The following is a 25,109-nucleotide window of genomic DNA, read 5'->3' on the forward strand; positions in this document are numbered from 1 at the left end:
TGTGCCGCCCGGTACTGCGGCGCATGCGCCCGGTAGTGCCGGCCGCTGGCCGGCAACCCCATTCCCCCCTCGAGGAGACCTGCATGGCCACCACAAAAAAGACCCCCGCCCGCGGCAAGGCATCGCCGAAAGTACGTAAAGGCAGCACTCCAACCAAGACGGTCGCCGACTCTGATCGCCCGCGCGTGGTGAAGACCGCAACCCGCAAGGCGGCAGCCGGGGATCCCCGCGCCGCCCGCGTCGCGGCCCGGCAGCGGCGCCTGCAGGACCAGGAGAAGGCCAAGGATGCCCGCGCGGCCAAGAAGGCAAGCAAGAAGGCAACAAAGAAGAGCGCGACCCAGGCCGGCGCACGCCGCCAGCCGGAGGCGATGCCGGCGCAGCAGCTGGCCAAGCCGGGGCACGAACACGAACTGGCGCTGGCGCCGCGATTCCTTGCACCGGACTATGTGGGCAGCGGCAAACTGCAGGGCATGCGCGCGATCATCACTGGCGGCGATTCGGGCATCGGCCGCGCAGTGGCGGTGCTGTTCGCACGCGAAGGCGCCGACGTGGCGGTACTGCACCTGGACGAGGCCGAGGACGCGGACATCACCCGCCAGCACGTGGAGCGCGAAGGTGGCCGCTGCGTGGTGATCGCCGGTGACGTGCGCGATCCCCGCTTCTGCGACAAAGCGGTGAAGCAGGTGGCCAAGGCGTTCGGCGGCATCGACATCCTGGTCAACAACGCCGCGTTCCAGCTGCACTGCGAGCGGCTGGAAGACCTGGAAGACGCGCACCTGCAGGAGACCCTGCAGACCAACATCGGCGGGTACATCCAGATGGCGCGCGCGGTGCTGCCGCATCTGGGCGAGGGCGCCAGCATCATCAACACCGGTTCGGAAACGGGAATCTTCGGCAGCAAGGCGCTGATCGATTACTCGGCGACCAAGGGCGCGATCCACGCGTTCACCAAGTCGCTGGCAAGCCAGCTGCTGCCGCGCGGAATCCGCGTCAACTGCGTGGCGCCGGGCCCGGTGTGGACGCCATTGAACCCGGCCGACAAGGCCGCGCAGGACGTCGCTGAATTCGGCAGGGACAGTGACATGGGCCGGCCCGCACAGCCCGAAGAACTGTCGCCGGCTTACGTATTCCTGGCCTCGCCGGTCTGTGCCAGCTACATCAGTGGCGTGGTCCTGCCGGTGATGGGCGGGCCTCGAGGCTGAACAGGCCTACTGCGTGGGGTCTGCTGAATGGGGCTTCGCGCAGGTGTGTGGCGTGTGTCAAAGGCTGCGCCGGCGTGGTGGGGTAGGCTGGACTTCCACACCGATCACGTTCAAGGAAAGATCATGCCGGAGATGGATATCAACGCAGCGGCCGATGAAGTCGTCGCCCTGCTGCGGCAGAACGACGCCCGTGGCGCGGCCGCGCGCCTGGAGGCCCTGCACAACGGCCAGAGTGCGATGGTGCAGGAATCGCTGGATCGCTACATCGCGGCGCGTGGCGCCACCGAGCTTGAGGCGCTGCGACGGAGCGGTGGCGTGTCCGCCGCGGATGCGGCCACGGTCAACCCGATGCTGGATCGCCTGGGTGAGGCGACGCGCCCTCCGCGCATGCCCGATGCAGCAGAGACCGCCGGCCTGAGCCAGGCCCAGCAGTACGACGTATACGGCAGCATCGTGGCCCAGCGCGGCAACGCCGCGGCGAACGATGCGATGGCCACCCGGGATCGCGTGGTGCTGGGGTTGCGCGATGAGAACCGCACCACCGAGGCACGCGGGCGTGGTGTCTACGACGACCGCATCGTGGTGCTGTGGAAGGATGCGCAGGGCCACGGCCACGTGCGCGAGTTCAACCAGGCCACGACAGAGCCGACGGCCCAGTACGACGGTCACGCCAAGACCACGCCACGCAGCCCCGGCTTCGGCAACGTGGCGCCGCGTACCAAGACAGAGGGCGAGGACGTCAACGGCGACCGGGTCAAGGATCTTGGACGGTTGGGCGAAGGCACCACCGAGATGCGCGCAACAACCCATCCGCGAAATGGCCATCCCGATGAATTTGCGCTGCGCCCTTCGCAGGACGCGATCACCGCAGGCGCCGGCCGTGTGGAGCGCGACAGCAATGGCGACGGCTGGTTCGATGCGCGCGATACCCAGGGCGTGCAGGACCTCAACGACACCTTCAAGATCCATCGTGGCAGCCGGTCCAATACCGATTCGGCCGGCTGCCAGACCATCGGCGGCGGCGAGTACGACGACTTCGTGTCGACGGTGCGTGGCACGCCTGGGCAGAACCGTTGGCAGTACGTGCTGACCTCGGTTGCACCCGGCCAGGCGCGCGAGCTGGGACAGGACACGCCGCTCGCGGCCAACGACGATCCCCGTCAGCCACAGCATCGCGACCATGCCCTGCAGCAGCAGATCAGCACGCACCTGCAGGCCCTGGGCGGACGCTACGCCGAGCATGCCGATGACTACAGTCTGGTGATGCTGCGCGAAGCGAAGGCCGCAGGCATCACCCGGGTCGACCAGATCGTGGCCAGCAATCCCAGTGGTGGCCGCGCTGCGGGCGAGACACTGTTCCTGGTGCAGGGCAGTCCGGGCGACCCCGCGGCAGTGCGCGCAGGCGTCAACGCGGCCGAGGTGCGCGAGACTGCGGTGGAAACCAGCCTGCGCCAGCTGCAGCAGCAAGCGCGCGAACAGGGTGCACCGGCGCCGGCGCCTGCACAGCAGCAGGAAGCGCCGGCGATGGGAGGGCGCTGAACGATGGTCCGTCTACCATTGATGTCCGGTCTGCCATTGGTGTTGCTGCTGGCCTGCAGCGCCTGCGCGCCCGCTGGAGAGCGTGTCGCGCCGGCAGCGCCCACCGCCAGCTCGGCGGCGAACCCGGAGGCCTTGCCTGAGCAGACCCTGCCCACTGATCGTGGACTGCCCGCACTGCCGGAAGCCTCCGGCAGCGCCCATCCCGGCGGTCGCTACGCTGCGCTGCCCGAACCTGCCAGGCAGGTGCTGATGCAGTTGAAGTGCAACGTGGAAGGTGCCAGCAATGTGCAGGTGCTTTCCATTCCCGCGCAGGGGGGGCGGCAGGATTTCATGGTCACCGATCGCAACGGGCCGCGTTTCCGTTACTGGATACGGTCGTTCTCCAGTAGTGGTGGCGCCACGGGCTATCTGGTGCAGCTGCGGGACTGCCCAGCCAGCACCACCGGCATGCGCGCCTACATTGCACAGGGGGCTGCACCGCTGCAGGACGTCACCGCATCGCTGCTGGCGCAGGCAGGGCTGCCTGATGCGGCGACGATGACGGCCTACCAGGACAAGGGCGTGGGCGACCTGTTCGCCTTCATCGGGCCGCTGGACAAGGTGCCGGTGCTGCGCTGGGTGGCCGAAGCCGACCCCGAGCAGCCATTGGCCGCCGACGCGCGCAGCTTCGACCATGGCAATGCCATCCACGGCGGTTTTCTGCGCTGGAACCAGGATCATTTCGAAGTGGCCAGGACCGTGCCTGCCGGGCTATGGCCCTGCGATGACAGCCCGTTATTGCCGTGCAAGGGCGACCCGTTCGTGACTGGGCGTTGAGGCATCGCGCGCATAGGAATCGGCAATGCGCGGAATGAACTGCTGCGGATTGGCACCGACAAGATTGGTCAGCACCACCACCGCCACGCCGCGCTCGGGATAGACCACGAACGCCGAGCGCGCACCGCCGATACCGGCCACCTGAAGGTCGGGCGATGCGCGCAGTACCGGCCAGCCCCCCGCCCACGGGCCGGCACGGCCATCCGCCAGGCGCTCTGCGCTCCACATCCGCCGCAGGGCCGTTTCCGGCAGCAGACGGCCTTCGGTCAGCGCGACCAGCCAGCGCGCGGTGTCGTCGGCGGTGGTGAGGATGCCGCCACCGGCCCACAGCGAAGGCGGTATGTCGTAGAACCAGTGCGACAGGCGGGACGGTGCATCGGCAGCGTCGGTGGCTCGCGGGGCCAGGCTGTACATCGTCGCCGCATCCGGAATCAGGTCGTAGCTGTCGCCGAAGGTGGTGCGGGCCATGCGTGCGCTGCTGAACTGGCGGGTGGCGAGGAAACGTTCGTAGGGCATGCCGGATTGCTTCGCGATGATTCGTGCCAGCAGTACGTAGTTGGTCTGGTTGTAGGCGAAGCGCTGCCCGGGTTCGGCTTCGACCGGCTGCGCAGTGACGGCCGCCCACGCCTGCGCTTCTGAGCCACCGCCCAGCAGTCCCTTCGCATCAAGGATGTCCGGAAGGCCGGAGGTATGCGCCAGCAACTGGTGTACGCGTACGTCTCTCCACGCTGGCGGAAGATCATCCAGGTAGCGCGAGGCCGGCGCGTCCAGATCCAGCTGGCCCTGCTGGGCCAGCTGCGCGGCGGCCACGCCGGTGAACGCCTTGGTGGCCGAATTGAGCGGGAAACGGGTGTCGCGCGAGGCAAGCACACCGTTCTCCACGTTGGCCAGCCCGTAGGCCTCGGACAACACGGTCTGCCCGTCCTTGACCACCGCGATCTGCAATCCCGGGATGCGCTGCTCCAGCATGATCTGGCGGATCAGGCGGCGGGTCTGGTCGTTGGCCTGGTCCTGGCTGGCAGAGACGGCGGCGAAGGGCAGTGCACTGATGATCATGAGCAGGACTCGGAGCATTGGGCGGGACATGCGGAATTCCAGCGGGGCGTTGCGGATCGGATGCAGCGGGCGGGTCAAAGGTTTAAGCGCTCAGTGGTGCCTACCGTTCGTCGGCCCATGACTTCCGGGGGGTTGACTACAGTTGTCGTCAAGCTGACAGTGACGACACGTGTAGTCAAGGGAGTGGTGTCATGCGTGGCAAGACCATCGGGGACCAGGAACTGGCCCTGCTGCAGTACATCGATGAACATGCGCCGGCCACGGTCGGCGAGGTCGCCAGTGGCTACGGCGAAGCCCGCGGCCTGGCCCGTTCCACCGTGCTGACGATGATGGAGCGGCTGCGGGCGAAGGGGTATCTTCAGCGCCGGCAGCAGGACGGCGTCTACCGCTACCAGGCCACCCGTGGCCCGCAGAGCGTGCTGCAGGGGGCCGTGGCCCAGTTCGTCGACAACACCCTGCAGGGCTCGGTGTCGCCGTTCGTGGCCTACCTCTCGCAGCGCCAGCAGGTCAGCGACAACGAACTGGCCGAGCTGGAAGCGCTGGTCGCCCAACTCCAATCGCGTCGCCACGAGGGCTGAGCCATGGACACCACGATGCTGATCCCGATGCTGGAACGGTTGGGCTGGACCAGCCTGCAGACCGTGCTGCTGGTGGCCCTGGTGTACGGCCTGTGCCGCGCGCTGCCGTCGCTGTCGGCGGCGACCCGCTGCCGCCTGTGGTGGCTGGTCTCGCTGCAGGCCGTGCTCGGCCTGTTCTGGAGCCAGCCGTTGCAGTTGGCCTGGCTGCCGGCGCCGCAGGCGGTGCCGATGACCGCGACCGACGTGGCCGCTGACATCGTCTACCCGCTGGCCCCGGAGGCCTCTGCACAGTTGCTGGCCGCGATGCCGCTGCCCGCGGTCGAAGTATCGGCAGTTGCGTGGTGGGCGGTCGCACTGGCCGCGCTGTGGCTGTCCGGCGTGTTGCTGATGGCCCTGCGCACCTTCGGTGAGTGGCGCCGCTGCCGCGCACTGCTGGCTGCGGCCTATCCCTGCGAGGACGAGGCGCTGGTGCAGGCCCTGCAGCTGGCCTCCGACGCGCACGGCGTGCGCCCTGCGCCGCGGCTGTGGATGAGCGCGCAGGTGGACTCGCCGCAGCTGGTCGGGCCGTTCCGCCCGGTGCTGCTGCTGCCGGCCGGCGACAACGCCCTGCAGGGTGACGCGCTGGACCTGGCACTGACCCACGAACTGCAGCACCTGCAGCGTCGTGACCTGCAGTGGGGGCTGCTGCCCGCGCTGGCCCAGCACCTGTTCTTCTTCCACCCCCTGCTGCGCCTGTCGGTGCGCGAATACGCCCAGGCCCGCGAGGAAGCAGTGGATGCGGCCGTGGTCGGCCAGCATGGCGCCAGTCGCCAGGCCTATGGCCGCCTGTTGCTGCAGCTGGGCGTGGCAGCGCAGCCGCATCTGGGCGTGGCCAGTGCCGCACCGAGCACCACCAGCCTCAAGCGTCGCCTGCTTTCGCTGCAGTCGCACCGGTCCTGCCCGCGTCTGCTGGCGATGGCGTTGACCGCCGTCGTGGTGGTGGTGGGCGTGGCGCCGATGCGGCTGGTCGCAGCGCCGGTGCCGCCGGCACCGCCCGCGCCTCCGGCCGCACCGAAGGTTGCTGTGCCGCGGCCGCCGAAGGCCCCGGAAGCGCCTCCGGCACCGCCTGCATCAGCGGTACCTGCTGCACCGGTTGCCCCGGTGCCTCCCGCCGAGCCGACCGATGAGGAGGCGTCGTCTGGCCCTGACGACGCGGATGTGGCGGTTGATGTCGACGTCGATGTCGACACCGGCATGGACAATGACCACACGTCCTCCCGCAGCATGTCCATGAGTACCTATGGCCGCCTGGATCTGGGTACGTCGCCGCCGCAGGCGTTCGTGCTGGTCGATGGCGATTCGGCTTTCGCCAACGGTGCCATCGACGATGTCACGCTGGCCCGCAAGCAGCTCGGCAAGGGCCCCGCTCTGTGGTTCCGCCAGGGTGACAAGCGTTACGTGGTGCGCGACCCGATGTTGATCCAGTCGCTGCAGCGCGCCTATGCCGGTGCGGCGGACCTTGGTCGCCAGCAGAGCGAACTGGGCCGCCAGCAGAGTGCGCTGGGTCGCGAGCAGGGCGAACTCGGCAAGCAGATGGGCGAGATGGGGCGTCTGCAGAGCGAGGAGGCACGCCGCATCGCACTGGCCGCTGCCGAGGCCGCGCGCAACGCGATGGCCGCGCATGACATCAACCGCGAGGCGGCGGCGGAAGCGGCGAAGGCGGCGCGCGGTGCGACCAGCGACATCGCCGTTGCGCGAGAGGCTGCGCGCGAGGCCGCCGCCGAGGCACGTCGTGCGATGCAGGAAGCCCGCAGCGAGGCCGCGCAGTCCGGCCGTACCCGTGACATGCAGCGCCTGGCCAGACAGCAGTCTGAACTGGCCAACCGACAGGCGGCACTGGGCAGCCAACAGGCCGCGTTGGGCGAGCGCCAGGCACGCGTGCATGCGCAGGCATCGCAGCAGGCGCAGCAGGTGATCGCGCGCGCACTGGCCAGTGGCAAGGCCGAGCGACTCTGATCGGTAGTGCCGGCCGCTGGCCGGCAATGGGGGGTGCCGGCCAGCGCCGGCACTACCCTGGGAACATCAACCGCAGCTGGCGCGTTCGATGCGGTTCTGCGCATCCACCTGCACGGTCACGCGGTCCTGGCGGAAGTCCATGGTCACCGCCATGCCAGGCTTGACCACCCGTGCATTGCGCGCGCCGCTGGCGCTGACCAGCTGCTTCACCGTGGCCTCGTCGGCGGTCTTGCCGGTGAAGGCTTCAAGCTTGTCGGGCTGGCACTCATGCGGGCTATCGGCCGCCGGTGGCGGCGTGGTCTCATGCGCGGTACTGCTGCCGGCATGGCTGCAGGCGGCCAAGGGCAGGATGGCGAGCAGGACCAGGGGATTGAGGCGCATCGTCGGGCTCCAGGCGTGGATGGTGGCGGCAGTGTCACCGCTGCCACCGTCAGGCCGCGTCAACGCCTACTGCCCGACCAGCGCCAGCGTCTCGCGCTCGCGCTGTTCCTCGTGCACCAACCGTTGCAGCAGCAAGGCCAGCGTCACCACATCCTGATGGTTGTGGTCGGCCACCCGGCGCAGGTTCACCGCATCGCCGCCACGCAGGAAGCGCAGCCATGCCCCCGGTGCTTCAGAACCTGGCAGGTCGTCCTCGCGCACCACGCGCAGCAGCTGGCGCTCGATGGTGGACAGCTTGCAGTTCTCCCAGCTGCCGCGATAACGGCGGCGGGTGGGGTAGAGCAGGTCGACATGGTCCAGCGCGCTGATCGGGTCGCGTTGCCGGGCCAGCCGGTAGCGGGCCTTCAGCAGCGGCGCATCGTAGCTGCGGCCGTTGTAGCTGCAGAACACGGTGGTCGGCTGCAGCCAGCTGGCGAAGGTGGCCAGCATCGCGTCCTCCGCAGCCATGGTGGACATCAGCAGCTGGCGGATGCGCAGGCCTTCGCCGCGTTGCGGGCAGACATGCCAGTCAGCGGCACCGATCATGAAGGCGCGGGTGCCGGTGCCGCCGGCCAGGCCGGTGGTTTCGGTATCGAAGAACAGCAGGTCGCGCGCGGCCACGTGCTGGCCTTCGCGACGGGCGAAATCCAGCGACAGGGGCTGCGCCGGAATCGTCTGCGGCTGCAGCGATTCGATCAGGAACAGACCGGGTGCGATCTCTTCGCCGGGCAGTTGCCGATCCTGCGCGCTGGCGCGTGCCGGGGCGGCACCACCGCGTGTGCGCAGGCCAAGCAGGCGATGCAGGCTGCCCACCTCCGGCCGACGCAGCGTTGCCGGTGCCGCTGCGGCGGCCGCAGTACCGGTCGGCTTGTGGTGGATTTCCTGTTCGACCCAGGCGAACACCGAACGCTCGGCCGGTGGTTGCCGTGCATCGTTGGCGGCCACGGGTGCGGGGGGCGCAGGCGTTGCATCCGGCGTCGTCGGCGTGGCCGCCTTCGGGTCGCCGGCCTGCTTCCGCAGCAGGCGCAGCTTGTCCAGGCTCAGGCTCACGGCGCCAGCAGCTCCATCGGAACGCGCACGGTCACCACCACGTCGGGCACATGCTGGCAGGCCTCGGCATCGAACAGGTCGAGCACGCGCAGTGCCAGCGCGCGCGGCGAGGTCTCATCCTCTTCCTGCGCAGCCAGCACCGGGCCGACGCAGGCCGGGCAGCCGGCCTTGCAGTCGCAGCGCTGCACCAGCTCGCGCGCGCGCTGCACCAGTTCGGCCTGGCGCTGCCATAGCGGTTCGCTGAGGCCGACGCCGCCGGGGAAGTTGTCGTACAGGTAGACGGTGGGCACGAATTCCTGCAGCAGCTCCACCGCACCCGGGTCACCATTGCTGCCGCGCAGCTGGCCACGGCCACTCTGGTCGGCGATCGCGAACCAGGAACCATCGCCGTTGCCGACCGACTTCTGCAGGTCGCGCGCATCGGCCATCACCGCCACGGTGGCGACGATGTGCAGCGCATAGGCCGCGCCGAGGAAGCCATCCAGCGCATCCTGCTTGCTGGCGAACGCGCGCAGCAGCAGCGCCTGGGGCAGCTGCCACCACACCGCAGTGGTATGCAGTTCCTGGTCGGGCAGGTTCACCGGGCCGTAGCCGATGTTCTCGTGGGTGTAGTAGCGGATTTTCTTGTAGCCGGCCACGCGGCGCACCACGTGCACTTCGCCATGGTGCGAATCGCCGCGGCCGGCCACGCCGCCGTCGAAACGGTCCAGCACCTTGAGCTTGGTGAAGTCGATGCTGTCGGTGTAGTAGTCCACATGCGTGCGGGTGACGTAGGCCTTGCGCCCGTCCCAGTCCAGCGTCTCCACCTGGTACGGGGTGGACTGCACCATGTGGATCGCCCCCTCGTACAGGGTGAGCGCGGCGGCGGAATAATCGACCTCGGCGATGATCTGCTGGCGGCCATCGCTGCGGTCGACCACCACGAAGTTACCGTCGGCCACGGCGCGCAGGCTGACCGCGTTGGCCGGGTAGCTGTCGGCGATCCATTCCCAGCGTTCGCCTTCGCGGTGGATGACTTCGGTTTCGGCCAGCGCTTCCAGGAACACTTCCGGATCGATCGGGCCGAAGCCATCGCCTACCCGGAACGGCAGCTCGAACGCGGCGCAGCGGATGTGGTCGAACAGGATCAACGGCTGGTCCGGCGCGATGCGCGCATGTTCGGGCGATGCTTCGGCGAAGAAGTCCGGATGGCGTACCACGTACTGGTCCAGCGGTTGCGAACTGGCCACCATCACCCCGAGCGCGGGCTGCTGGCGGCGACCGGCACGGCCGAAGCGCTGCCAGGTGGCGGCCACGCTGCCCGGATAACCGTTGAGGATCACCACGTCCAGGCTGCCGATATCCACGCCCAGTTCCAGCGCCGAGGTGCTGACGATGCCGTCGATGCTGCCGGCGCGCATCGCGCGCTCGGTCTCGCGGCGCTCGGTGGGCAGGTAGCCGCCGCGGTAGGCGCGGATGCGCGGTGGCTTGCGCGGATCGTGGTCGAAGATGTCCTTCAGGTACTTGGTCAGCACTTCGACCATCAGCCGGGTCTGTGCGAATACCAGGGTCTTCAACCCGGACTTGATCGCGATGCGCGCGATGCGGTTGCTCTGCGAACGCGCCGAGGCGCGCAGGCCCAGGTCCGGGTTGATCACCGGCGGGTTCCACAGCAGCACCTGCTTCGGTCCGCTGGGCGCGCCGGATTCGGTGATGGCAGTCACCGGCGCCTCGATCAGCGCCTCGGCATGCGCCTGCGGGTTGCCGATGGTGGCCGAGCACAGGATGAACTGCGGTTGCACGCCGTAGAACGCGCAGATGCGCCTGAGCCGGCGCAGCACGTTGGTCACATGGCTGCCGAACACGCCGCGGTAGGTATGCACTTCGTCGATGACGATGTAGCGCAGGTTCTCGAAGAACTGCGCCCATTTGGTGTGATGCGGCAGGATGGCCTGGTGCAGCATGTCCGGGTTGGAGACCACGATGTCGCCATGCAGGCGGATCGCCTGCCGCGCATCGCCAGGGGTGTCGCCATCGAAGGTGAAGGCCTTCACCCCCAGGTCGCCGGCGCGGTTGAGTTCCAGCAGCTCGGCCACCTGGTCCTGGGCCAGCGCCTTGGTGGGGAACAGGTACAGCGCCTTGGCCTTGTCCTGCATGGCCGCGCTGACCACCGGCAGGGTGTAGCACAGCGACTTGCCGCTGGCGGTGGGGGTGACGATGGCCACGTGCTCGCCGCGCTGGCTGGCCTCCCAGGCTTCGGCCTGGTGGCTGTACAGCTGTTCGATGCCGCGCGCCTTCAGCGCGGCGGCCAGCGCCGGCGGTACCGAATCGGGAATGGGCGCATAGCGGCCTTCGCGGCCGGGAATGGCAAAGCTGCCGGTGATGCGGTCTTGGTAGCGGCGCTGCAGCCGCGCGCTGAGCAGGGCGCCGTCGCGGGCGGGCAGGCCATCGCGGGTGGCGAGCTTCTGCTCGGCATCGGCGGTGCGCTTGGCGAGTTCGTAAGCCATGGAAGATGGAGCCGGGACGGATTGCGAGGGGTCACATGGCACCACACTCACGTCTCAGGATGTGAGACACCGGCGTGGGATGCAGTGAACCGTTCAGTGCCCCCGGCGTCGAAGCTGCTCCATGGGCTGAACAGTCGCCGCAGTGGCAACGAAATCTGAAGCCCGTATCCGTATCCTTGTTCACTGGACGCAACCAACAGGGTGGATGGCTGTGGCACGACGTGGAACGCAGGGAGCACTGCTGGCCAGCCTGTTGCTGGCGGGCATCGCGCAGGCCCAGCAGGTAGCGCCGGTAGCGGTGCCCGTGCCCGGGCCTGCCGCCGCTGCGGATGCTCCGGCGGCAACCACCGCGCCGGTTTCCACCACCCTGCCGCAGGACAATGTCACCACCCTTGGCGAAGTGCGCGCGCTCAAGCCGGAAGACGAGCCGCTGGACCTGTACCGCTTCAAGAACCCGGTGAAGTTCGGCGACAACCGCTTCAGCCGCGACTGGAGTGAACCGCCGTCGCCGGAGCAGGTCAGCATGGGCGGCGGCTACATCATGATGGGCGTGGTCAAGGGCGTGATGGCGGCCGCAAAGGGCGTGAACAAGCTTACCGGTGGACCGGCGCAGATCCAGGCTGCGGTGGCGCGGCCACCGCCGGAACTCAGTGCCGAACAGCAGCAGCGTGCGCTGCGCTTCTCCGAGGAGCAGGGTGCCGCCGACCCATCGCCGGTGAAGTAGGCCGGTATATCCTGCCGGCTTCCCCATCGGTGCCATCGCCATGTCCCTGCGTTCTTTCTGCCTGGTGGCTGCGTTGCTGCCGGCCTCCGCCTTCGCTTCAGGCATCGCCGATGGCGGCGCCTGCCGCAACGGCGCGTTCCCGTCCGAACAGAGCCGGTTTGCACTGGCGCGGGTGGTCGACGCACCGCGCCTGTACCTGCTCGGCGACATGGACGGCTGCCCGGGCAAGGGCGAGCCGGCCTGCCGCCAGCGCAGCTATGTGGTCAACGGCGATACGGTGGTGACCGGACGCGACCTGGGTGGTTATCGCTGTGCGTTCTTCCCGAACAAGGTGGGCGGCAGTGCGGGCTGGGTGGACCGCAGCAAACTGCAGCCAGTGCCTGCGGTGGTGCCGTCGCTGCGGGACTGGGCGGGCAGCTGGAAGGATGGCGACAACGGCCTGCACATCTCGGTGCAGGGTGCACAGCTGCATGTGGAAGGCGACGCCTACTGGCCCTCTGCAAACCCCACGCCGGAACAGCGTCCCTACGGGCCGAACATGGGCCAGGTGGAAGCGCGCGCGACGCCACGCGGCGCCGATGTGGAGTTCGCCGAAGACACCTGCAGGGTGCGTGTGCATTCGCTGGGCGAGGTGCTGATCGTGACCGACAACAGCGAGTGCGGTGGCATGAACGTGCGCTTCAATGGCGTGTACCGGCGCGCAGGAAAGCGTTGAAGGGCGCATGAGGGGCCAGTAGATCCACGCCATGCGTGGATGCGGTTCGCGGACCCATCGGCGGGATCAGAGCCCTCTCGCGGGCGAAAGGGATCCGACCCCGAAGTTACCGCCGTCGTTCCAGCCACCACAGCAGCGAGGCGCACAGCACGAAGGCCAGCCACCATGGCCAGCGCGAGCCAGCCACCGGCTGTGTGGCCTGTGCATTCGCGGGCGTGCTGCGGGCCAGCGCCTGCGTGGTCGCATCGATCATCGCCTGCCGATGCAGTGCGGGCGCGTCCTTCGGGTCGAATGCATAGCGCCAGACGATACTGTCCCCATGCTGCAGGCGCTGCCAACCTGCGCCACGTGGCCACCAGCCGGCACAACGCAGCGCCGATGTCGCACCATCGACGATCAGCGGCACGCCGTCGCCACGCGGGTTGAAGGCCTGCAGCGGCGCCTGCACGCCACACAGCGTCTGCCGTTCGCCGGCCCAGGCAACCGCCTGTGGTGACCACAGCTCATCACCGCTGCCCTGCGCGCGTGCCAGCGTGGCCACCACGCCGCTCCACAGTTCGCCGTGGCGGTCATCGCGGCCGGCCAGCACCCAACGCCAGCTGTCGGTGATGGGCAGCAGGCCGATGCGCCCCTTGCCGGCCGCGCGCCAGCCGCCGACGGCCTTGCCGCCCCGATCGTGCAGCAGTGCGTTGCTGCCCGGCGCCTGCAACCCCAGTGCTTCCAGCGAAGGCAGCGCAGCACTGTGCGAGCTGCGGTCAGCCTCTTCGCCGTAGCCGGTCGGCAGTGTGCCGGCGGCAAGCGGGCCACGGCGCGCGGCAAGGACTGCGCTGTCACCGTCGCCGGGAAGTTCGAGGGTGTGGCCGCTGCCATCGCCCTGCACGGGCAGGCCAAGATCGTGCAGGCGCTGGCGCGCGCTGGCCGAAGGCGCCCCCGCACTGCGTACCAGTACACCCAGACCGTCGTGCAGCGCCTGGCGCACGGCGGCCAGCTGGCCTGCACTCAGGGCCGCCAGGCCGCGTTCGTCCAGCAGCAGCAGGTCGCTGCGCGCCAGCGTTGCAGCATCCAGCGAGACCACGCCGTCGCCCACGCTGAGCCCGGCACCGGTATCGGCCTGCACCTGCACGCGCAGGCCGCCGTCAGCGGCCCAGCGCCGCAGGTACTTCAGTTCCGGGCCGGGTGCGCTGGCACGCACCAACAGGCGCAAGGGCGCTGCCGGCAGGGTCTGCTGCGGCACCGGTACGGTATCCACCACATGGCCTTCGGTGTCGAGCAGGCGCAGCCGGAACACGCTGCGGCCTTCGGCGCGGGCGATGCCGGTGAGCTGGACGCTGCCGTCTTCGGCAACGTCTGCGCGATCGACCACGGTGTCGGCCGGGTCCAGCAGCTCGGCCTTCGCCTTTGCCGCGCCGCGCGACTGCGCCTGTACCTCGAAGCGTCCGCCGGGAGCAACGTCGGCCGGTGGCTGCAGCGCGACCCAGCCGCGCGGTGCGGGTGCTGCCTGCCAGCGCACGTCACCCGGCAACGCCGCGTCGCGATCGCGTGCGACCAGGCCGGCGCCAACGAGGGTGAGCGTGGAGGCGGGGTGTTGGCGCAGCCCGGTGGCCAGGTCGGGGATACGCTGTCCACCAGGTACATCGCCCGCTTCCGGCAACAGCAGCAGCGGACCTTCGCTGGCCGGCGGTGCGCCTGCCTTGTCGGCCTCGGCGCCGAGCACGACCAGGCCGGCGGCGGGTTGCTGATGGGTAGGTGGCACCAGGCAGAAATACAGCAGCGTGGCAGCGACGATCTGCAGCGCGATGATGATCCAGCGGCGGCCTGGGTGCGTTGTGCTTCCATGCAACTGGCGCACGCTGGCGATGACCACGACCAGGGCGAGTGCCAGCGCAATCCACAGGTTCGGACCGGAGGCGCTCATGGCTGCGCCTCCAGCGCGTCGAGATACCGTTGCCCCATCGCATCGGCTGCACTGCGCCGCATTACCTGCGGCAACGGACGCTGCAGGGCACGCCACAGCTGCGCACGCAGGCGCTGGCGGCAGTCGCGGCAGCCGGGCTCGATGCGCAGCTGCTCGATGGCGGCAGCCAGGTCCAGTGCATCGGGCAGGTAGGTAGCGTTGCGTTGCTGCCAGGTCGCGAGCGCATCGAGATCGGGTGTGCCGATGTCATCGCCGAGACGCTGCCAGGCTTCGACAATGGCCGGGTCCGGCGGCGTGCGCGCGGCCAGCGGCAGTTCACGGCTGGACAGCCCGGCGCGATTACCGCCCAGCCGGCGGCCTTCATCGATGGGGGGCAGCTCCGGCCCGACCCGGGCAAGGTAGATGCGCTCGGCCTGCTGCACCTGCTTGATGAAGCCCAGCGCCTTGTAGGCGAATGGCAGCGCCTGCTCCGGCCGGCCCTGGCGCAGCTCGCCTTCAGCCGACCACATCTGGTCCAGCGCGGCCTTCAGCGTGGCACGGGTCTGCGGGTCGAGCAGGGTGGCCGCCTCGGCGTGGTCGTGGGTGTGTCCGTACTCGGAAAGCACGTCGGTCGCGCTGCCGAACACCGGCGGGGTATCTGCGTTGGCTGTACCGCCATGGTCATGGCCATGGTCGTCGTGCGCATCGGCCTGCGCGCCATGGCCGTGCTCGTGATCGTCGTCGTGGCCATCTGCGGGCGGCGCATCGCTGGTGGGCAGGTCGCTGGTCGGCGGCGGCTTCGGGGCGCCTTCGCTTTCCTCGCCCAGGAACTGGCCGTAGCGCAGGCGCAGGATGCGCTGGTCGACACCGATCGCATCGCTGCGCTTGATGAAGTCATCAGCGGCGAGACCGCGCCGCTGCCGGATCAACGCCTCGGCATCGATGATGATCTGTCGCTGGCTGCGGAAGTAGGCCGGCAGCGTCTTCTTGATGCGTCCTTCCAGTTCGGCACCCAGCGCGACCTCGGCACTGGGCAGGCGCAGAATCACGCTGCTGCTGCGCCCCGTCTGTGGCGTGGGTGCGTGATTGTCGCGCACCTCAAGCTGGGCGATCACATCGTTGCCGGGCTGCGCGCCCAGTGCGGCGAGGTCGAGCGTATGTGCGAAGCGTCGTGCGGTCGGCTCGCCACTGCCGGTGAGGCTGACGTTGCGACGGACGAAGGTGATGTTCTCACCGCTGCCCTGGGTGGTCGTGATCGACAGCGTTGCCGGTGCGGCCACGCCGTAGTCGTCACTGGCCTCGAAGCGCAGCGACCATTGGCGCTGCCCGGGCGTGGCCAGCACCAGGCTGGCCGCCGGTTCCAGCACGCGCACGGAGGGTGCACGGTCGGCCACCACGTCCAGCCGATGCAGGCGCGTCTCGGCCAGTGCCGGTTCGCTCACCACGCGATACAGCGCCGGCGTGCGCGCCACGTCCTGTGCCTGCCATTGGCCATCGCGTTCGCTCAGCGGCAGGCGACGGCCATCGTGGAACTGCAGCCACGCCTTGTCCGGTGCACGGTCGAAGCGCAACGACCACGACAGCCGGCTGTCGGCGGCAACCTTGGCATCCAGCGCATTCTGGGTGAGTGTGGCCTGGCCGGTATAGGCCGGTGCGTCGATGCGCAGGCGGCTGGATTGCAGGTGAAGTGGACCCGCGGGCAGGGTGTTGTCACGCGCCGTGGGTGCAACGGCGACGGGGCCGCTGTTCGGGCGAGGCCAGCCGAATGCCAGCAGTGCGATGGTCAGGCCCGCAATCCAGCACAAGGCCAGCGCCGCGCGCGGCCAGCGCGGTCGCAGCTCCGGCATGCGGCGCTCCAGCGTGGCCAGCACGTGCGTGCGTTGGCGCTGCTGCAGCGGATTGAGCGTGGCGGCTTCGGCGAACAGCAGGTCCGCGCTGTCCTCGCTGGTGCCGCTGGCATCAAGTTGCCGCTGCAGCCACCGACGGTCGAGCTGCCGGGCACGCGCCGTCGCAACGGCGGCGCAGGCGAGCACGACGAGCGTCCCAGCCACGCAGGCCAGATCGAAGCCGGACAGGCGCAGGGCCAGCGCGGTGGCGGCCAGCGCCAACGGCAGGCCAAGCAGCAGGGTGATCAGGGCGCGCCGGCGCCGCGCACGCTGCCAGGCACGTTGCAACGCGTTCATGCCGCCTCCCTGCGCCGGGCGCTGCTGGCCATCCAGCGTTCGACGGCGAACAGCAGCACGATGGCCAGCAGCAGCCATGCGGTCGGCTCACGCAGCGGCGGCGTCGAGGCTGGCAGGGCGGTCTGGCGGGGCGCGTGGTCTGTTGCATCCCCCACGCGTGGGGGCGATGGCGGTTGCAGTGCCAGCAGCAGCGAGCGTGGCAGCTGCGCGTCGCGCAACGCGGCATGGGTGGTGATGTCCCAGTCACCGGGCAGTGACAGCAAGCGTCCGTGGCCGACGCGCTGTTGCCAGAGCAGCGGCGCGCCATCGGCGCTGCGCAGCAGCACACTGGCCTCGGTGGCAGGTTTTGCAGCGCTCAGTACGCTGCCGCCGTCGTGCAGCCACGCCTGCCAGTGCGGCGGCAGTGCGTCGCTGCGGCTCCAGACACCGATCTCGCCGCGTTCGGGCAAGGCATCGGCCGTCAACGGTGCCGAGGGTGTCTGCACGCCCCAGGCCCGCTGCAGTGCACCGATCCAGCGCTGCACCCCGGCGGGCGCATCGGCGTGCACGCGCAGCCGTGGCGGCGTCGTGGCGGCCTGTGTAGCTGGGGCCGCGACGGCATGCGGGTGCCACTGCACATCGCGCGACAGCTGCAGGCGTGCGCCGTCCAGGCCGGGCAGCGGATCGGGCACGTGCACGGTCAGCGCGGTACCCGCCGGCAGCTGGGCATCCAGTTCGCGCAGCAGGCTGGGCAGGGAGGCATTGGAGGCCAGCGGTGCCTGGTCGATGGAGGGGAAGCCGGTTGCCAGCCAATGCCAGTTGCCATCGTTGACGGTGCCACGCAGTGCGGCGGCATCCAGTCCTGGGGCCACCACGGTCCATGCAGCGGGGACCGGCGCAGGGCCAGTCAACGCCGGCCGCGCCAGCAACAGCGCCAGCGCGGCCAGCAGTAGCAGCCGCACCAGCAGCAGCGGCCAGTCATCGAAGCGGATGCGCTGGCGCGGCCGGATCTGCGCGCTCAGCCAGCGCAGCGCGGCGAAATCCAGCGGCGTGTACGGATGGCGGCGGGCGAGGTGGATCAACAACGGCAGCAGCCATGCGGCGAGCGCGGCCAGGCCCAGCGGGAACAACAGGTTCATGCGCCGCCCCCAAGGCCGAACAGCGCCTGCAGCGGCTGGTCCAGTGGCTGGTCGAGCCAACCGCTGGCGCTGGCGATGCCACTGGCCTGCAGGCGCGCCTGCAGCGCGCTGCGTGCATCGGCGAAGCGCTGCAGGTAGTCGGTGCGGATCGCCGCGCCATCTCCCAGCAGTTCTTCGCCGGTTTCCGGGTCGCGGAAGCGGTGGCCGGCGTCGAACGGGAAATCGCGCTCGTCAGCGGTCAGGATCTGCAGCAATGCCACTTCGCGGCGGGCGCTGGCCAGTTGTTCCAGCAGCACGATACCGGCCTCATCGAAGCCATCACCGATCGCCAGCAGCAGGTCGCCTGGACGCACCCGTTCCCACAGCGGCCGCAGGCGATCAGGCGCAGGCCAGCCACCTCGTGCCTGCAGCGCTTGCAACTGCAGATACACACGGTCGCGCTGGCGCGCGCCGTTCGCCGCGGGTACCAGTTGCAGGCCATCGCCATTGATCGCCAGCAGGCCGAAGCGATCACCCTGTTGCAGGGCCAGTTCAACCAGGCATGCGGCCACGCCACGCATGTGGTCCAGTCGCGTGCGCTGCGGTGCCGCGCGATCAGCCTGGCCGGCCGAGGCGGTGGCATCGAGCAGCAGCCAGACCGTGATCGGGCTTTCGCGTTCGGACTCGCGCACGAAGAAGCGGTCCGAGCGCGCATACAGCTTCCAGTCGATCTGGCGCAGCTCGTCACCCGGTTCGTAGGCACGGTACTGGGCGAATTCCAGGCCGGCACCGCGGCTGCGGCTGGCGTGCTGGCCGATGCCGCTTGCCCCGTTGGCCAGGCGCGGCCGCAACCGCAGCAGGCGCAGGCGCGCACGCAGTTCCGGCGGCAGGATCAACGGCGTACCTGCGTTCACGCGTGGCTCAACCCGGGAACGGCACGGCCTGCAGCAGCGCGGCGACCACGTCGTCGGCACACTTCTGCTCGGCCTCGGCGGCGAACGACAGCAGCAGGCGATGGCGCATCACCGGCGCAGCCAGTGCCTGCACATCCTCGCGGGTGGCGGCGAAGCGGCCCTGCAGCAACGCGCGTGCTTTCGCTGCCAGCACCAGCGACTGGCCGGCACGCGGGCCCGCACCCCACTTCACCCACTGGTTGATCGCTGCCGGTGCGCCTTCGCCAGGCCGGCTGGCACGTACCAGGCGGGTGATCCACGCCAGCACATCGGGGCTGACATGCACCTGGCGCACCGCGGCCTGCAGTGCGATCACCGCCTCGGCATCCATCACCTTCGGCACCGTGTCGGTGGTGCCGCCGGTGGTCTGCTCCAGGATCTGCCGTTCCTCGTCCTCGCTGGGGTAATCCACCAGCACGTGCAGCAGGAAGCGGTCCAGCTGCGCTTCCGGCAGCGGGTAGGTGCCGGCCTGCTCGATCGGGTTCTGCGTGGCCAGCACGAAGAACGGCGCGGGTAGTGCGTAGGTGGTGCCGGCGTAGCTGACCGTGCGCTCCTGCATCGCCTCCAGCAGTGCGGCCTGGGTCTTGGGCGGGGTGCGGTTGAGTTCGTCGGCCAGCAGCAGGTGGGTGAAGATCGGGCCCTGCTGGAAACGGAAATGGCGATGGCCGGTACCGTGGTCTTCCTCCAGCAGCTCGGTGCCGAGGATGTCGCTGGGCATCAGATCCGGGGTGAACTGCACCCGCCGGAACTGCAGTTCCAGGGCCTGGCCGAGCGAGCGCACCAGCAGCGTCTTGCCCAACCCGGGCGCACCTTCCAGCAGGCAGTGGCCGCCGGCCAGCAGGCCGATCAGCAGCTGCTCGACCACGGTGTTCTGGCCCACCACCGCGCGTGCGAGCGCAGCGCGCAGATCGTGCAGGCGCGGCAGCAGGGAATCGAGGTCGGGGGCGGTCATGGGCGTGCAGGTCCTATCAGTTGTTCAACGCGTACATCACGATGTTGACGCCGAAGCGGGTGTTGTCTTCGGCCAGGAAACGCTTGTTGCGCCAGTCGTAGTCCCACTCGCAGCCATAGTCCTTGTTGCTGTAGAGCAGGCCCAGGCGGCCATCGACCTCGATGCCCTTCAGGTAGTCGTGCACCAGGTCGTCGCCCCAGCCGTTGAGCTCGAAGCTGGTCGCGGGCGGGCCGTCGGGGAAACGGAAGAAGCTGCGGTACAGCGCGTGGCTGTTGGGCAGTTTCTGCAATGCCCTGGGCCCGAACAGGCGACCCATCTGCGCTTCGAACGAGGTGGCGAACAACCCGTCGATGTCATGGTTGCAGTCATCGACGAAGACGAAGCCGCCGTTGCGCACGTAGCGCACGAAGTTCTGCCGTTCGGCGGCATTGAACTCGACCAGCGTGTGCCCTGCCAGGTAGCAGAACGGCGCTTCCAGCATGCGCGGGTCGGCCAGTGCCACCACGTGTTCCTGCGGATCCACCCGCAGCGAGGTGTAGTCGATCAGCGAGGTGATCAGGTTGGACGGCATGCGCGCATCCACGTCCCAGTCACCGGAGTCGTACTGCAGGCGGGTGAACCAGAAGTCGTAGCGCGAACTGCGCGGGCCTGCCTGTGCCCAGGCCGGCAGCGCCGCCGCCGAAGCGGCAGCGGCCAACCAGCGCAGGCAGGCCCGGCGATCCATCAGACGGCGTCGGACAGCGAGGTGAAGGTGAAATCGCGCAGCTTCATCGGCGGGATCATCATCACGTAGCTGGATTCATCACCGGCCACGCGCACCGGCTTGCCCAGCTCTTCGATGTTGTTGAGCATGATCACCGGCGATTCGTTGAAGCGGAAGTTCTTCACCGGATGCTTGATCTGGCCGTTCTCGATGTAGAAGGTGCCGTCGCGGGTCAGGCCGGTCAGCAGCACGGTCTGCGGATCGACCATGCGGATGTACCAGGTGCGGGTGACCAGGATGCCCTTCTGAGTGCCGCGCACCAGCTCGGCGGTGCTCTTGTCACCACCGCTCATCAGCAGGTTGCCCGGTGACGCCTTGGCGGTCTTGCCCTGCTTCTGCGCCCAGAAGCGCGAGTAGTCCAGGTTGGCGATCTTGCCGTTTTCGATGATGGCCATGCGCTCGCGGGGCAGGCCCTCGTTGTCCCAAGGCAGCACCGGTGCGTCCGGATGCCACGGGTCGGCGATCATGGTCACGCGCGGGTCATAGACCTGCTCGCCCAGCTTGTTGCCGCCGCCCTTCTTGGACAGGAAGCTGCGGCCTTCATCGGCCGAACGGGCGCTGAAGAAATTCATCATGAAGCTGATCAGGCCCGCCGCCGCTGCCGGTTCCAGGATGACCGTGTACTTGCCCGGCTCCAGCGCCTTGGCCTCGGCCGATTCAGTGGCCTTGCGCATGGCGATGCGGATGTCCTGGTCCGCCTTGAAGTCCGCCGCATCCTTCAGGTTGCGGCCGACCCAGCCCGAACCACGGCCATCTTCGGTACGCACGGTGCAGGTGTAATTGAAGTTGGTGGTGCGCTGGTAGGCGAAGTTGCCGTTGCTGTTGGCGGTGGCCTGGAAGCCCTGGCCGTCTTCGAGGAAGCCGGCGGCGATCAGGCCATGGCCACGGCACGGCGCGATTGAATCGGCGGCAACCTTGGCACGGAAGGCCGGATCGATTGCGGCCGTGGATTCGCTGAAGGTCGGGCTGGCGCGGTAGCTCTGCTTGCCGATGGCCGGCATGAACTCCGGGTTCTCCGGGGCCAGGCGCGCCAGGTCTTCGGCGCGGCGTACCACGCGTTCCAGCGCGGCATCGTCGAACTCGTTGATCGAGGCAGTGCCCACGCGCTTGCCGAAGGCGACGGTGACGGCCAGTTCGGTGTTATCGACAATCCCGCTGGTGGAAACGTTGTTCAGTGCGAAACGGATGTTGCCGTCGATCGCGCCGGCCAGCACGGCGGTGCACTCATCGGCCTTGGACAGGGCAATGACCTTGTCAAGGATGGCCTTGGCCTGGGCTTCGGTGAAGATACTCATGGTGTAAGGGCTCCTGACCGATCAGCCGAGGCTGCGTGCGGTGTTGATGACGTTGATGCCGTTGAAGCGCGCGGTGGAAGAACCGTGCGAGACCGCCGAGACCTGGCCCGGCTGGCCCTTGCCGTCGAAGAACGAACCGCCCAGGCGGTAGTCGCGCTCGTCGGCCACGGCAGTGCAGGCGTTCCAGAACTCCGGCGTGCGGATCTGGTAGGCCACGTCTTCCAGCATGCGGGTGATCTGGCCGTTCTTGATCTCGTAGAACAGCTGGCCGCCGAACTGCGCGTTGTAGCGCTGCTGGTCGATCGAGAACGAACCGTCACCGATGATGTAGATGCCGTTCTCCACGTCCTTGATCAGGTCCGGCACGCTCAGCGGCTTCTTGCCCGGCGCCATCGACACGTTGGCCATGCGCTGGAACTGCACGCTGGACCACGAGTCGGCGTAGCAGCAGCCGTCGGACTCGTTCTTGCCGAGGATGTGGGCCTGGTCCCGGATGGTCTGGTAGTCCACCAGCTTGCCGTTGCTGATCAGGTCCCAGCGCTTGCACTTCACGCCTTCATCGTCGTACGCCACCGCGCCGAGGCTGCCCGGCTGGGTCTTGTCGGCGAAGATGTTGACCAGCTCGCTGCCGTACTGGAAATGCTGTTCGCGCTTGTCCAGGGTGGCGAAGCTGGTGCCGGCATAGTTGGCTTCGTAGCCGAGCACGCGGTCCAGTTCCAGCGGGTGCCCGATCGACTCGTGGATGGTCAGCCAGGTGTGCGACGGGTCGAGCACCAGGTCGTACTTGCCCGGCTTCACCGACGGTGCCTTCAGCTTCTCCTGCGCCTGCCTGGCGGCGGCGATGGCGTCTTCCTTCATGTCGTAGGAAGAACTGTAGTTGACCACGCCATTGGGGCCGACCACCTTGCCGGCGGTGGCGCCATCCAGGTACTCGTATCCCAGGCCCATCGGCGAGGACAGGCCCGAACGGGTACGGAACTTGCCGCTGGACTTGTCGATGGCGGTGACCGTCATCGGCGCCCAGATGCGGTGCACGTCCTGGTCGATGTAGGAACCATCGGTGGAAGCGAAGTACTTCTGCTCGTTGACCAGGAACAGCATCGAGTTGACGAAGCTGGCACCGGCGCCCATTGCTGCAGCGTTGACGTCCAGCAGCAGGCCGACCTTTTCCTTGATCGGCACCTCCATCGCATTCTTGCGGATCGGCGTGCGCCAGCTCACTTCGCCCACGCCCGGTGCCTTGGCCAGCTGCACCGGTGCGGTCTGCACGCCGGCGTTGGCCTTGGCGATGGCCGCCGCCTGCTGGGCGGCCTTGGCCACATCGGCAGTGCCCAGCGCGTTGGTGGCGGCGAAGCCCCACGCACCATTGACGATCACACGGATGCCCACGCCGGTGGACTCGGTGTTCACCACGTTCTGCACCTTATCCTCGCGGGTGATCACGAACTGCCGCAGGTAGCGGCCGATGCGCACGTCGCAGTAGGTGGCGCCAGCGCTGCGTGCGGCCTGCAGGGCGGCGTCGGCCAGGCGCTTCTTCAGCGCCGGGTCGAGGCTGGACTGCAGCTGCTCGGCGGCGATCACCTTGCCGAAGAAGGAGGGCACGATCAACCCGCCCGCGGTAAGCCCGGTCAGGGCCAGGAAGTCACGTCTTTGCAAGGCTGCTCTCCATGTCGAAAGGATGGGTGGCTCAAGCGCCGAGACTGCGCGCGGTGTTGATGATGTTGATGCCGTTGAAGCGGGTGGTGGACGAACCGTGCGAGACCGCCGAGACCTGGCCGGGCTGGCCCTTGCCATCGAAGAACGAACCGCCCAGGCGGAAGTCACGCTCATCGCAGATGGCGGTGCAGGCATTCCAGAATTCCGGCGTGCGGATCTGGTAGGCCGCATCCTCGACCATGCCGGCGATCTTTCCGTCCTTGATCTGGTAGTACAGCTGGCCACCGAACTGCGCGTTGTAGCGCTGCTGGTCGATCGAATACGAACCGCGGCCGTGGATCCAGATGCCGTTCTCCACGTCCTTGATCATGTCCTCGACGCTGAGCGGCGTCCGGCCCGGTGCCAGCGAAACGTTGGCCATGCGCTGGAACTGCACGCTGGACCACGAATCGGCATAGCTGCAGCCGTGCGATGCATCGCGGCCGAGGATATGGGCTTCATCGCGGGTGGCCTGGTAGTCGACCAGGATGCCGTCGCGCACCAGGTCCCAGCGCTGGGTCTTCACCCCTTCGTCGTCGTAGCCGACCGCGCCGAGGCTGCCGGGCTGTGTCTTGTCGGCGAAGAAGGTGACGATATCGCTGCCCCAGCGGAAGCCGGCATCGCGCTTGTCGAGCGTGGCGAAGCTGGTGCCGGCGTAGTTGGCCTCGTAGCCGAGCACGCGGTCCAGTTCCAGCGGGTGGCCAACGTTCTCGTGGATGGTCAGGAACAGGTTGGAGGGGTCCAGCACCAGGTCGTACTTGCCGGGCTTCACCGAGGGCGCCTTCAGCTTCTCGCGCGCGTGGCGGGCGGCGGCAATGGCGTCCTCGACCGGATCATAGGAATCGCGATAGGCGGTAATGCCGCCGGGCAGCTGCACCTTGCCGCGCGCATCGCCGTCGAGGAATTCGTAGCCCATGCCCATCGGCGAGGACAGGCCGGCGCGGGTGCGGAACCTGCCGCTGGCCTTGTCGATGGCGGTGGCGGTGAACGGCAGCCAGATGCGATGGATGTCCTGATCGATGAACGAGCCGTCGCTGGACGCGAAGTACTTCTGTTCGTTGACCAGGAACAGGGTGGAATTGATGTAGTCGGCACCCGCATTCAGCGCCGCAGCGTTGAGCGCCAGCAACAGCTCGACCTTGTCCTGGATCGGCACCGCCATCGCGTTGCGGCGCACCGGCGTCTGCCAGCGCACCTCGCCGACCGCCGGGGTGGGTGCCAGCTGCACCGGCCGGGTCTGGATGGCGGCGTTGGCGCGCGCGATCGCGGCGGCCTGCTCGACCGCGGCACGCACGGCGGCCTCGGTCTGCTGATGGGTGGCGGCGAAGCCCCAGGCGCCGTTGACGATCACGCGCACGCCCACGCCGGACGACTCGCGGTTGGTCACATTGCCGACCTGATGCTCGCGGGTGATGACCGACTGGTTGAGGTAGCGGCCGATGCGCACATCGCAGTAGCTGGCCTTGGCGCTGCGTGCGGCTGCCAGCGCGACCTCGGCCAGGCGCCGGCGCTGGGCGGTATCGACCGGCGCCAGCAGCTGCTCGGCGGCGATGGCACGGGAATGCGGCAGCAGCAGGCCCGCCAGGCCCAGACCGGAAAAAGCCAGGAACTCACGTCGTTGCACAGCGTTTCTCTCTCTCGCTTGCGTGCGGTTGGCAACGGGCCGGACCGATCACGTCAACTGCCCGACTTTCGC

The 25,109-nt window shown here is 68.6% G+C and carries 20 protein-coding genes; 7 read left to right on the plus strand and 13 right to left on the minus strand.

Annotation, left to right across the window (positions count from 1 at the left end; all coding sequences use genetic code 11):
• The first annotated feature begins 83 nt into the window (after positions 1 to 83).
• The 3 genes from ACZK29_RS00340 (at position 84) to ACZK29_RS00350 (ending at position 3,557) form a co-directional block, all read left to right on the plus strand.
• Positions 84 to 1,202 carry an SDR family oxidoreductase gene (locus ACZK29_RS00340; protein WP_111204490.1) on the plus strand — a complete coding sequence of 373 codons (1,119 nt, stop codon included), beginning with the start codon at positions 84 to 86 and terminating at the stop codon, positions 1,200 to 1,202.
• A 123-nt stretch (positions 1,203 to 1,325) separates the two neighbouring features.
• The gene (locus ACZK29_RS00345; protein WP_111204489.1) at positions 1,326 to 2,741 is read left to right on the plus strand and encodes an XVIPCD domain-containing protein; all 1,416 of its coding nucleotides are present in this window, start codon (positions 1,326 to 1,328) and stop codon (positions 2,739 to 2,741) included.
• A 21-nt stretch (positions 2,742 to 2,762) separates the two neighbouring features.
• Positions 2,763 to 3,557: a hypothetical protein gene (locus ACZK29_RS00350; protein ID WP_239504036.1), complete on the plus strand. Its 795-nt coding sequence runs from the start codon at positions 2,763 to 2,765 to the stop codon at positions 3,555 to 3,557.
• On the opposite strand, the gene ACZK29_RS00355 is transcribed toward ACZK29_RS00350, so the two are convergent.
• Complete coding sequence (locus tag ACZK29_RS00355) at positions 3,516 to 4,613, minus strand: serine hydrolase domain-containing protein (protein WP_478446518.1); 1,098 nt, start codon at positions 4,611 to 4,613, stop codon at positions 3,516 to 3,518. The two genes, ACZK29_RS00350 and ACZK29_RS00355, sit on opposite strands and share 42 nt — an antisense overlap.
• Positions 4,614 to 4,804: 191 nt before the next feature.
• Between ACZK29_RS00355 and ACZK29_RS00360 the strand changes: the two genes are divergently transcribed.
• Positions 4,805 to 5,191 carry a BlaI/MecI/CopY family transcriptional regulator gene (locus ACZK29_RS00360; protein ID WP_005407516.1) on the plus strand — a complete coding sequence of 129 codons (387 nt, stop codon included), beginning with the start codon at positions 4,805 to 4,807 and terminating at the stop codon, positions 5,189 to 5,191.
• 3 nt (positions 5,192 to 5,194) lie between these two features.
• Positions 5,195 to 7,186 (plus strand): M56 family metallopeptidase, encoded by a 1,992-nt coding sequence (locus ACZK29_RS00365; protein ID WP_478446519.1) that lies wholly within the window; start codon positions 5,195 to 5,197, stop codon positions 7,184 to 7,186.
• Between the two features lie 66 nt (positions 7,187 to 7,252).
• Here the strand turns inward: ACZK29_RS00365 and ACZK29_RS00370 are convergent, their stop codons facing one another.
• From ACZK29_RS00370 to ACZK29_RS00380, 3 genes are all read right to left on the minus strand, one after another.
• Positions 7,253 to 7,567: an I78 family peptidase inhibitor gene (locus ACZK29_RS00370; protein WP_111204486.1), complete on the minus strand. Its 315-nt coding sequence runs from the start codon at positions 7,565 to 7,567 to the stop codon at positions 7,253 to 7,255.
• A gap of 66 nt (positions 7,568 to 7,633) precedes the next feature.
• The gene (locus tag ACZK29_RS00375; protein WP_478446520.1) at positions 7,634 to 8,656 is read right to left on the minus strand and encodes a ribonuclease H-like domain-containing protein; all 1,023 of its coding nucleotides are present in this window, start codon (positions 8,654 to 8,656) and stop codon (positions 7,634 to 7,636) included.
• The gene (locus tag ACZK29_RS00380; protein WP_478446521.1) at positions 8,653 to 11,142 is read right to left on the minus strand and encodes a DEAD/DEAH box helicase; all 2,490 of its coding nucleotides are present in this window, start codon (positions 11,140 to 11,142) and stop codon (positions 8,653 to 8,655) included. Before ACZK29_RS00380 ends, ACZK29_RS00375 begins: the two co-directional genes overlap by 4 nt.
• A 205-nt stretch (positions 11,143 to 11,347) precedes the next feature.
• On the opposite strand from ACZK29_RS00380, the gene ACZK29_RS00385 reads away from it, so the two are divergent.
• Complete coding sequence (locus tag ACZK29_RS00385) at positions 11,348 to 11,866, plus strand: hypothetical protein (protein ID WP_478446522.1); 519 nt, start codon at positions 11,348 to 11,350, stop codon at positions 11,864 to 11,866.
• A gap of 40 nt (positions 11,867 to 11,906) precedes the next feature.
• Positions 11,907 to 12,581 carry a hypothetical protein gene (locus tag ACZK29_RS00390; RefSeq protein WP_111204482.1) on the plus strand — a complete coding sequence of 225 codons (675 nt, stop codon included), beginning with the start codon at positions 11,907 to 11,909 and terminating at the stop codon, positions 12,579 to 12,581.
• Between the two features lie 106 nt (positions 12,582 to 12,687).
• On the opposite strand, the gene ACZK29_RS00395 is transcribed toward ACZK29_RS00390, so the two are convergent.
• From ACZK29_RS00395 to ACZK29_RS00435, 9 genes are read right to left on the minus strand one after another with little or no spacing between them, the layout of a single operon-like run.
• Positions 12,688 to 14,496, minus strand: a complete 1,809-nt coding sequence (locus ACZK29_RS00395) for a hypothetical protein (RefSeq protein ID WP_478446523.1) — start codon at positions 14,494 to 14,496, stop codon at positions 12,688 to 12,690.
• On the minus strand, positions 14,493 to 16,658 hold the full coding sequence (locus ACZK29_RS00400; RefSeq protein ID WP_478446524.1) for a hypothetical protein: 2,166 nt from the start codon (positions 16,656 to 16,658) through the stop codon (positions 14,493 to 14,495). The genes ACZK29_RS00395 and ACZK29_RS00400 overlap by 4 nt, the downstream gene beginning before the upstream one ends.
• A complete protein-coding gene (locus ACZK29_RS00405; RefSeq protein WP_164147268.1) occupies positions 16,655 to 17,776 on the minus strand; it encodes a BatA domain-containing protein in 1,122 nt (373 codons plus the stop codon). Before ACZK29_RS00405 ends, ACZK29_RS00400 begins: the two co-directional genes overlap by 4 nt.
• A complete protein-coding gene (locus ACZK29_RS00410) occupies positions 17,773 to 18,669 on the minus strand; it encodes a DUF58 domain-containing protein (RefSeq protein WP_164147269.1) in 897 nt (298 codons plus the stop codon). Before ACZK29_RS00410 ends, ACZK29_RS00405 begins: the two co-directional genes overlap by 4 nt.
• Positions 18,670 to 18,676: 7 nt before the next feature.
• Positions 18,677 to 19,660, minus strand: coding sequence for an AAA family ATPase (locus ACZK29_RS00415; protein ID WP_111204477.1), 984 nt, complete (start codon positions 19,658 to 19,660; stop codon positions 18,677 to 18,679).
• A 16-nt stretch (positions 19,661 to 19,676) separates the two neighbouring features.
• A complete protein-coding gene (locus tag ACZK29_RS00420) occupies positions 19,677 to 20,384 on the minus strand; it encodes a DUF4159 domain-containing protein (protein WP_049430856.1) in 708 nt (235 codons plus the stop codon).
• Positions 20,384 to 21,718 carry a TldD/PmbA family protein gene (locus tag ACZK29_RS00425; protein ID WP_111204475.1) on the minus strand — a complete coding sequence of 445 codons (1,335 nt, stop codon included), beginning with the start codon at positions 21,716 to 21,718 and terminating at the stop codon, positions 20,384 to 20,386. The genes ACZK29_RS00420 and ACZK29_RS00425 overlap by 1 nt, the downstream gene beginning before the upstream one ends.
• Before the next feature lie 21 nt (positions 21,719 to 21,739).
• Positions 21,740 to 23,374 (minus strand): TldD/PmbA family protein, encoded by a 1,635-nt coding sequence (locus tag ACZK29_RS00430; protein WP_111204474.1) that lies wholly within the window; start codon positions 23,372 to 23,374, stop codon positions 21,740 to 21,742.
• Between the two features lie 31 nt (positions 23,375 to 23,405).
• Complete coding sequence (locus tag ACZK29_RS00435; RefSeq protein WP_164147271.1) at positions 23,406 to 25,037, minus strand: TldD/PmbA family protein; 1,632 nt, start codon at positions 25,035 to 25,037, stop codon at positions 23,406 to 23,408.
• Positions 25,038 to 25,109 lie beyond the last annotated feature (72 nt).

Source organism: Stenotrophomonas sp. 89682_Sma, assembly GCF_056481405.1.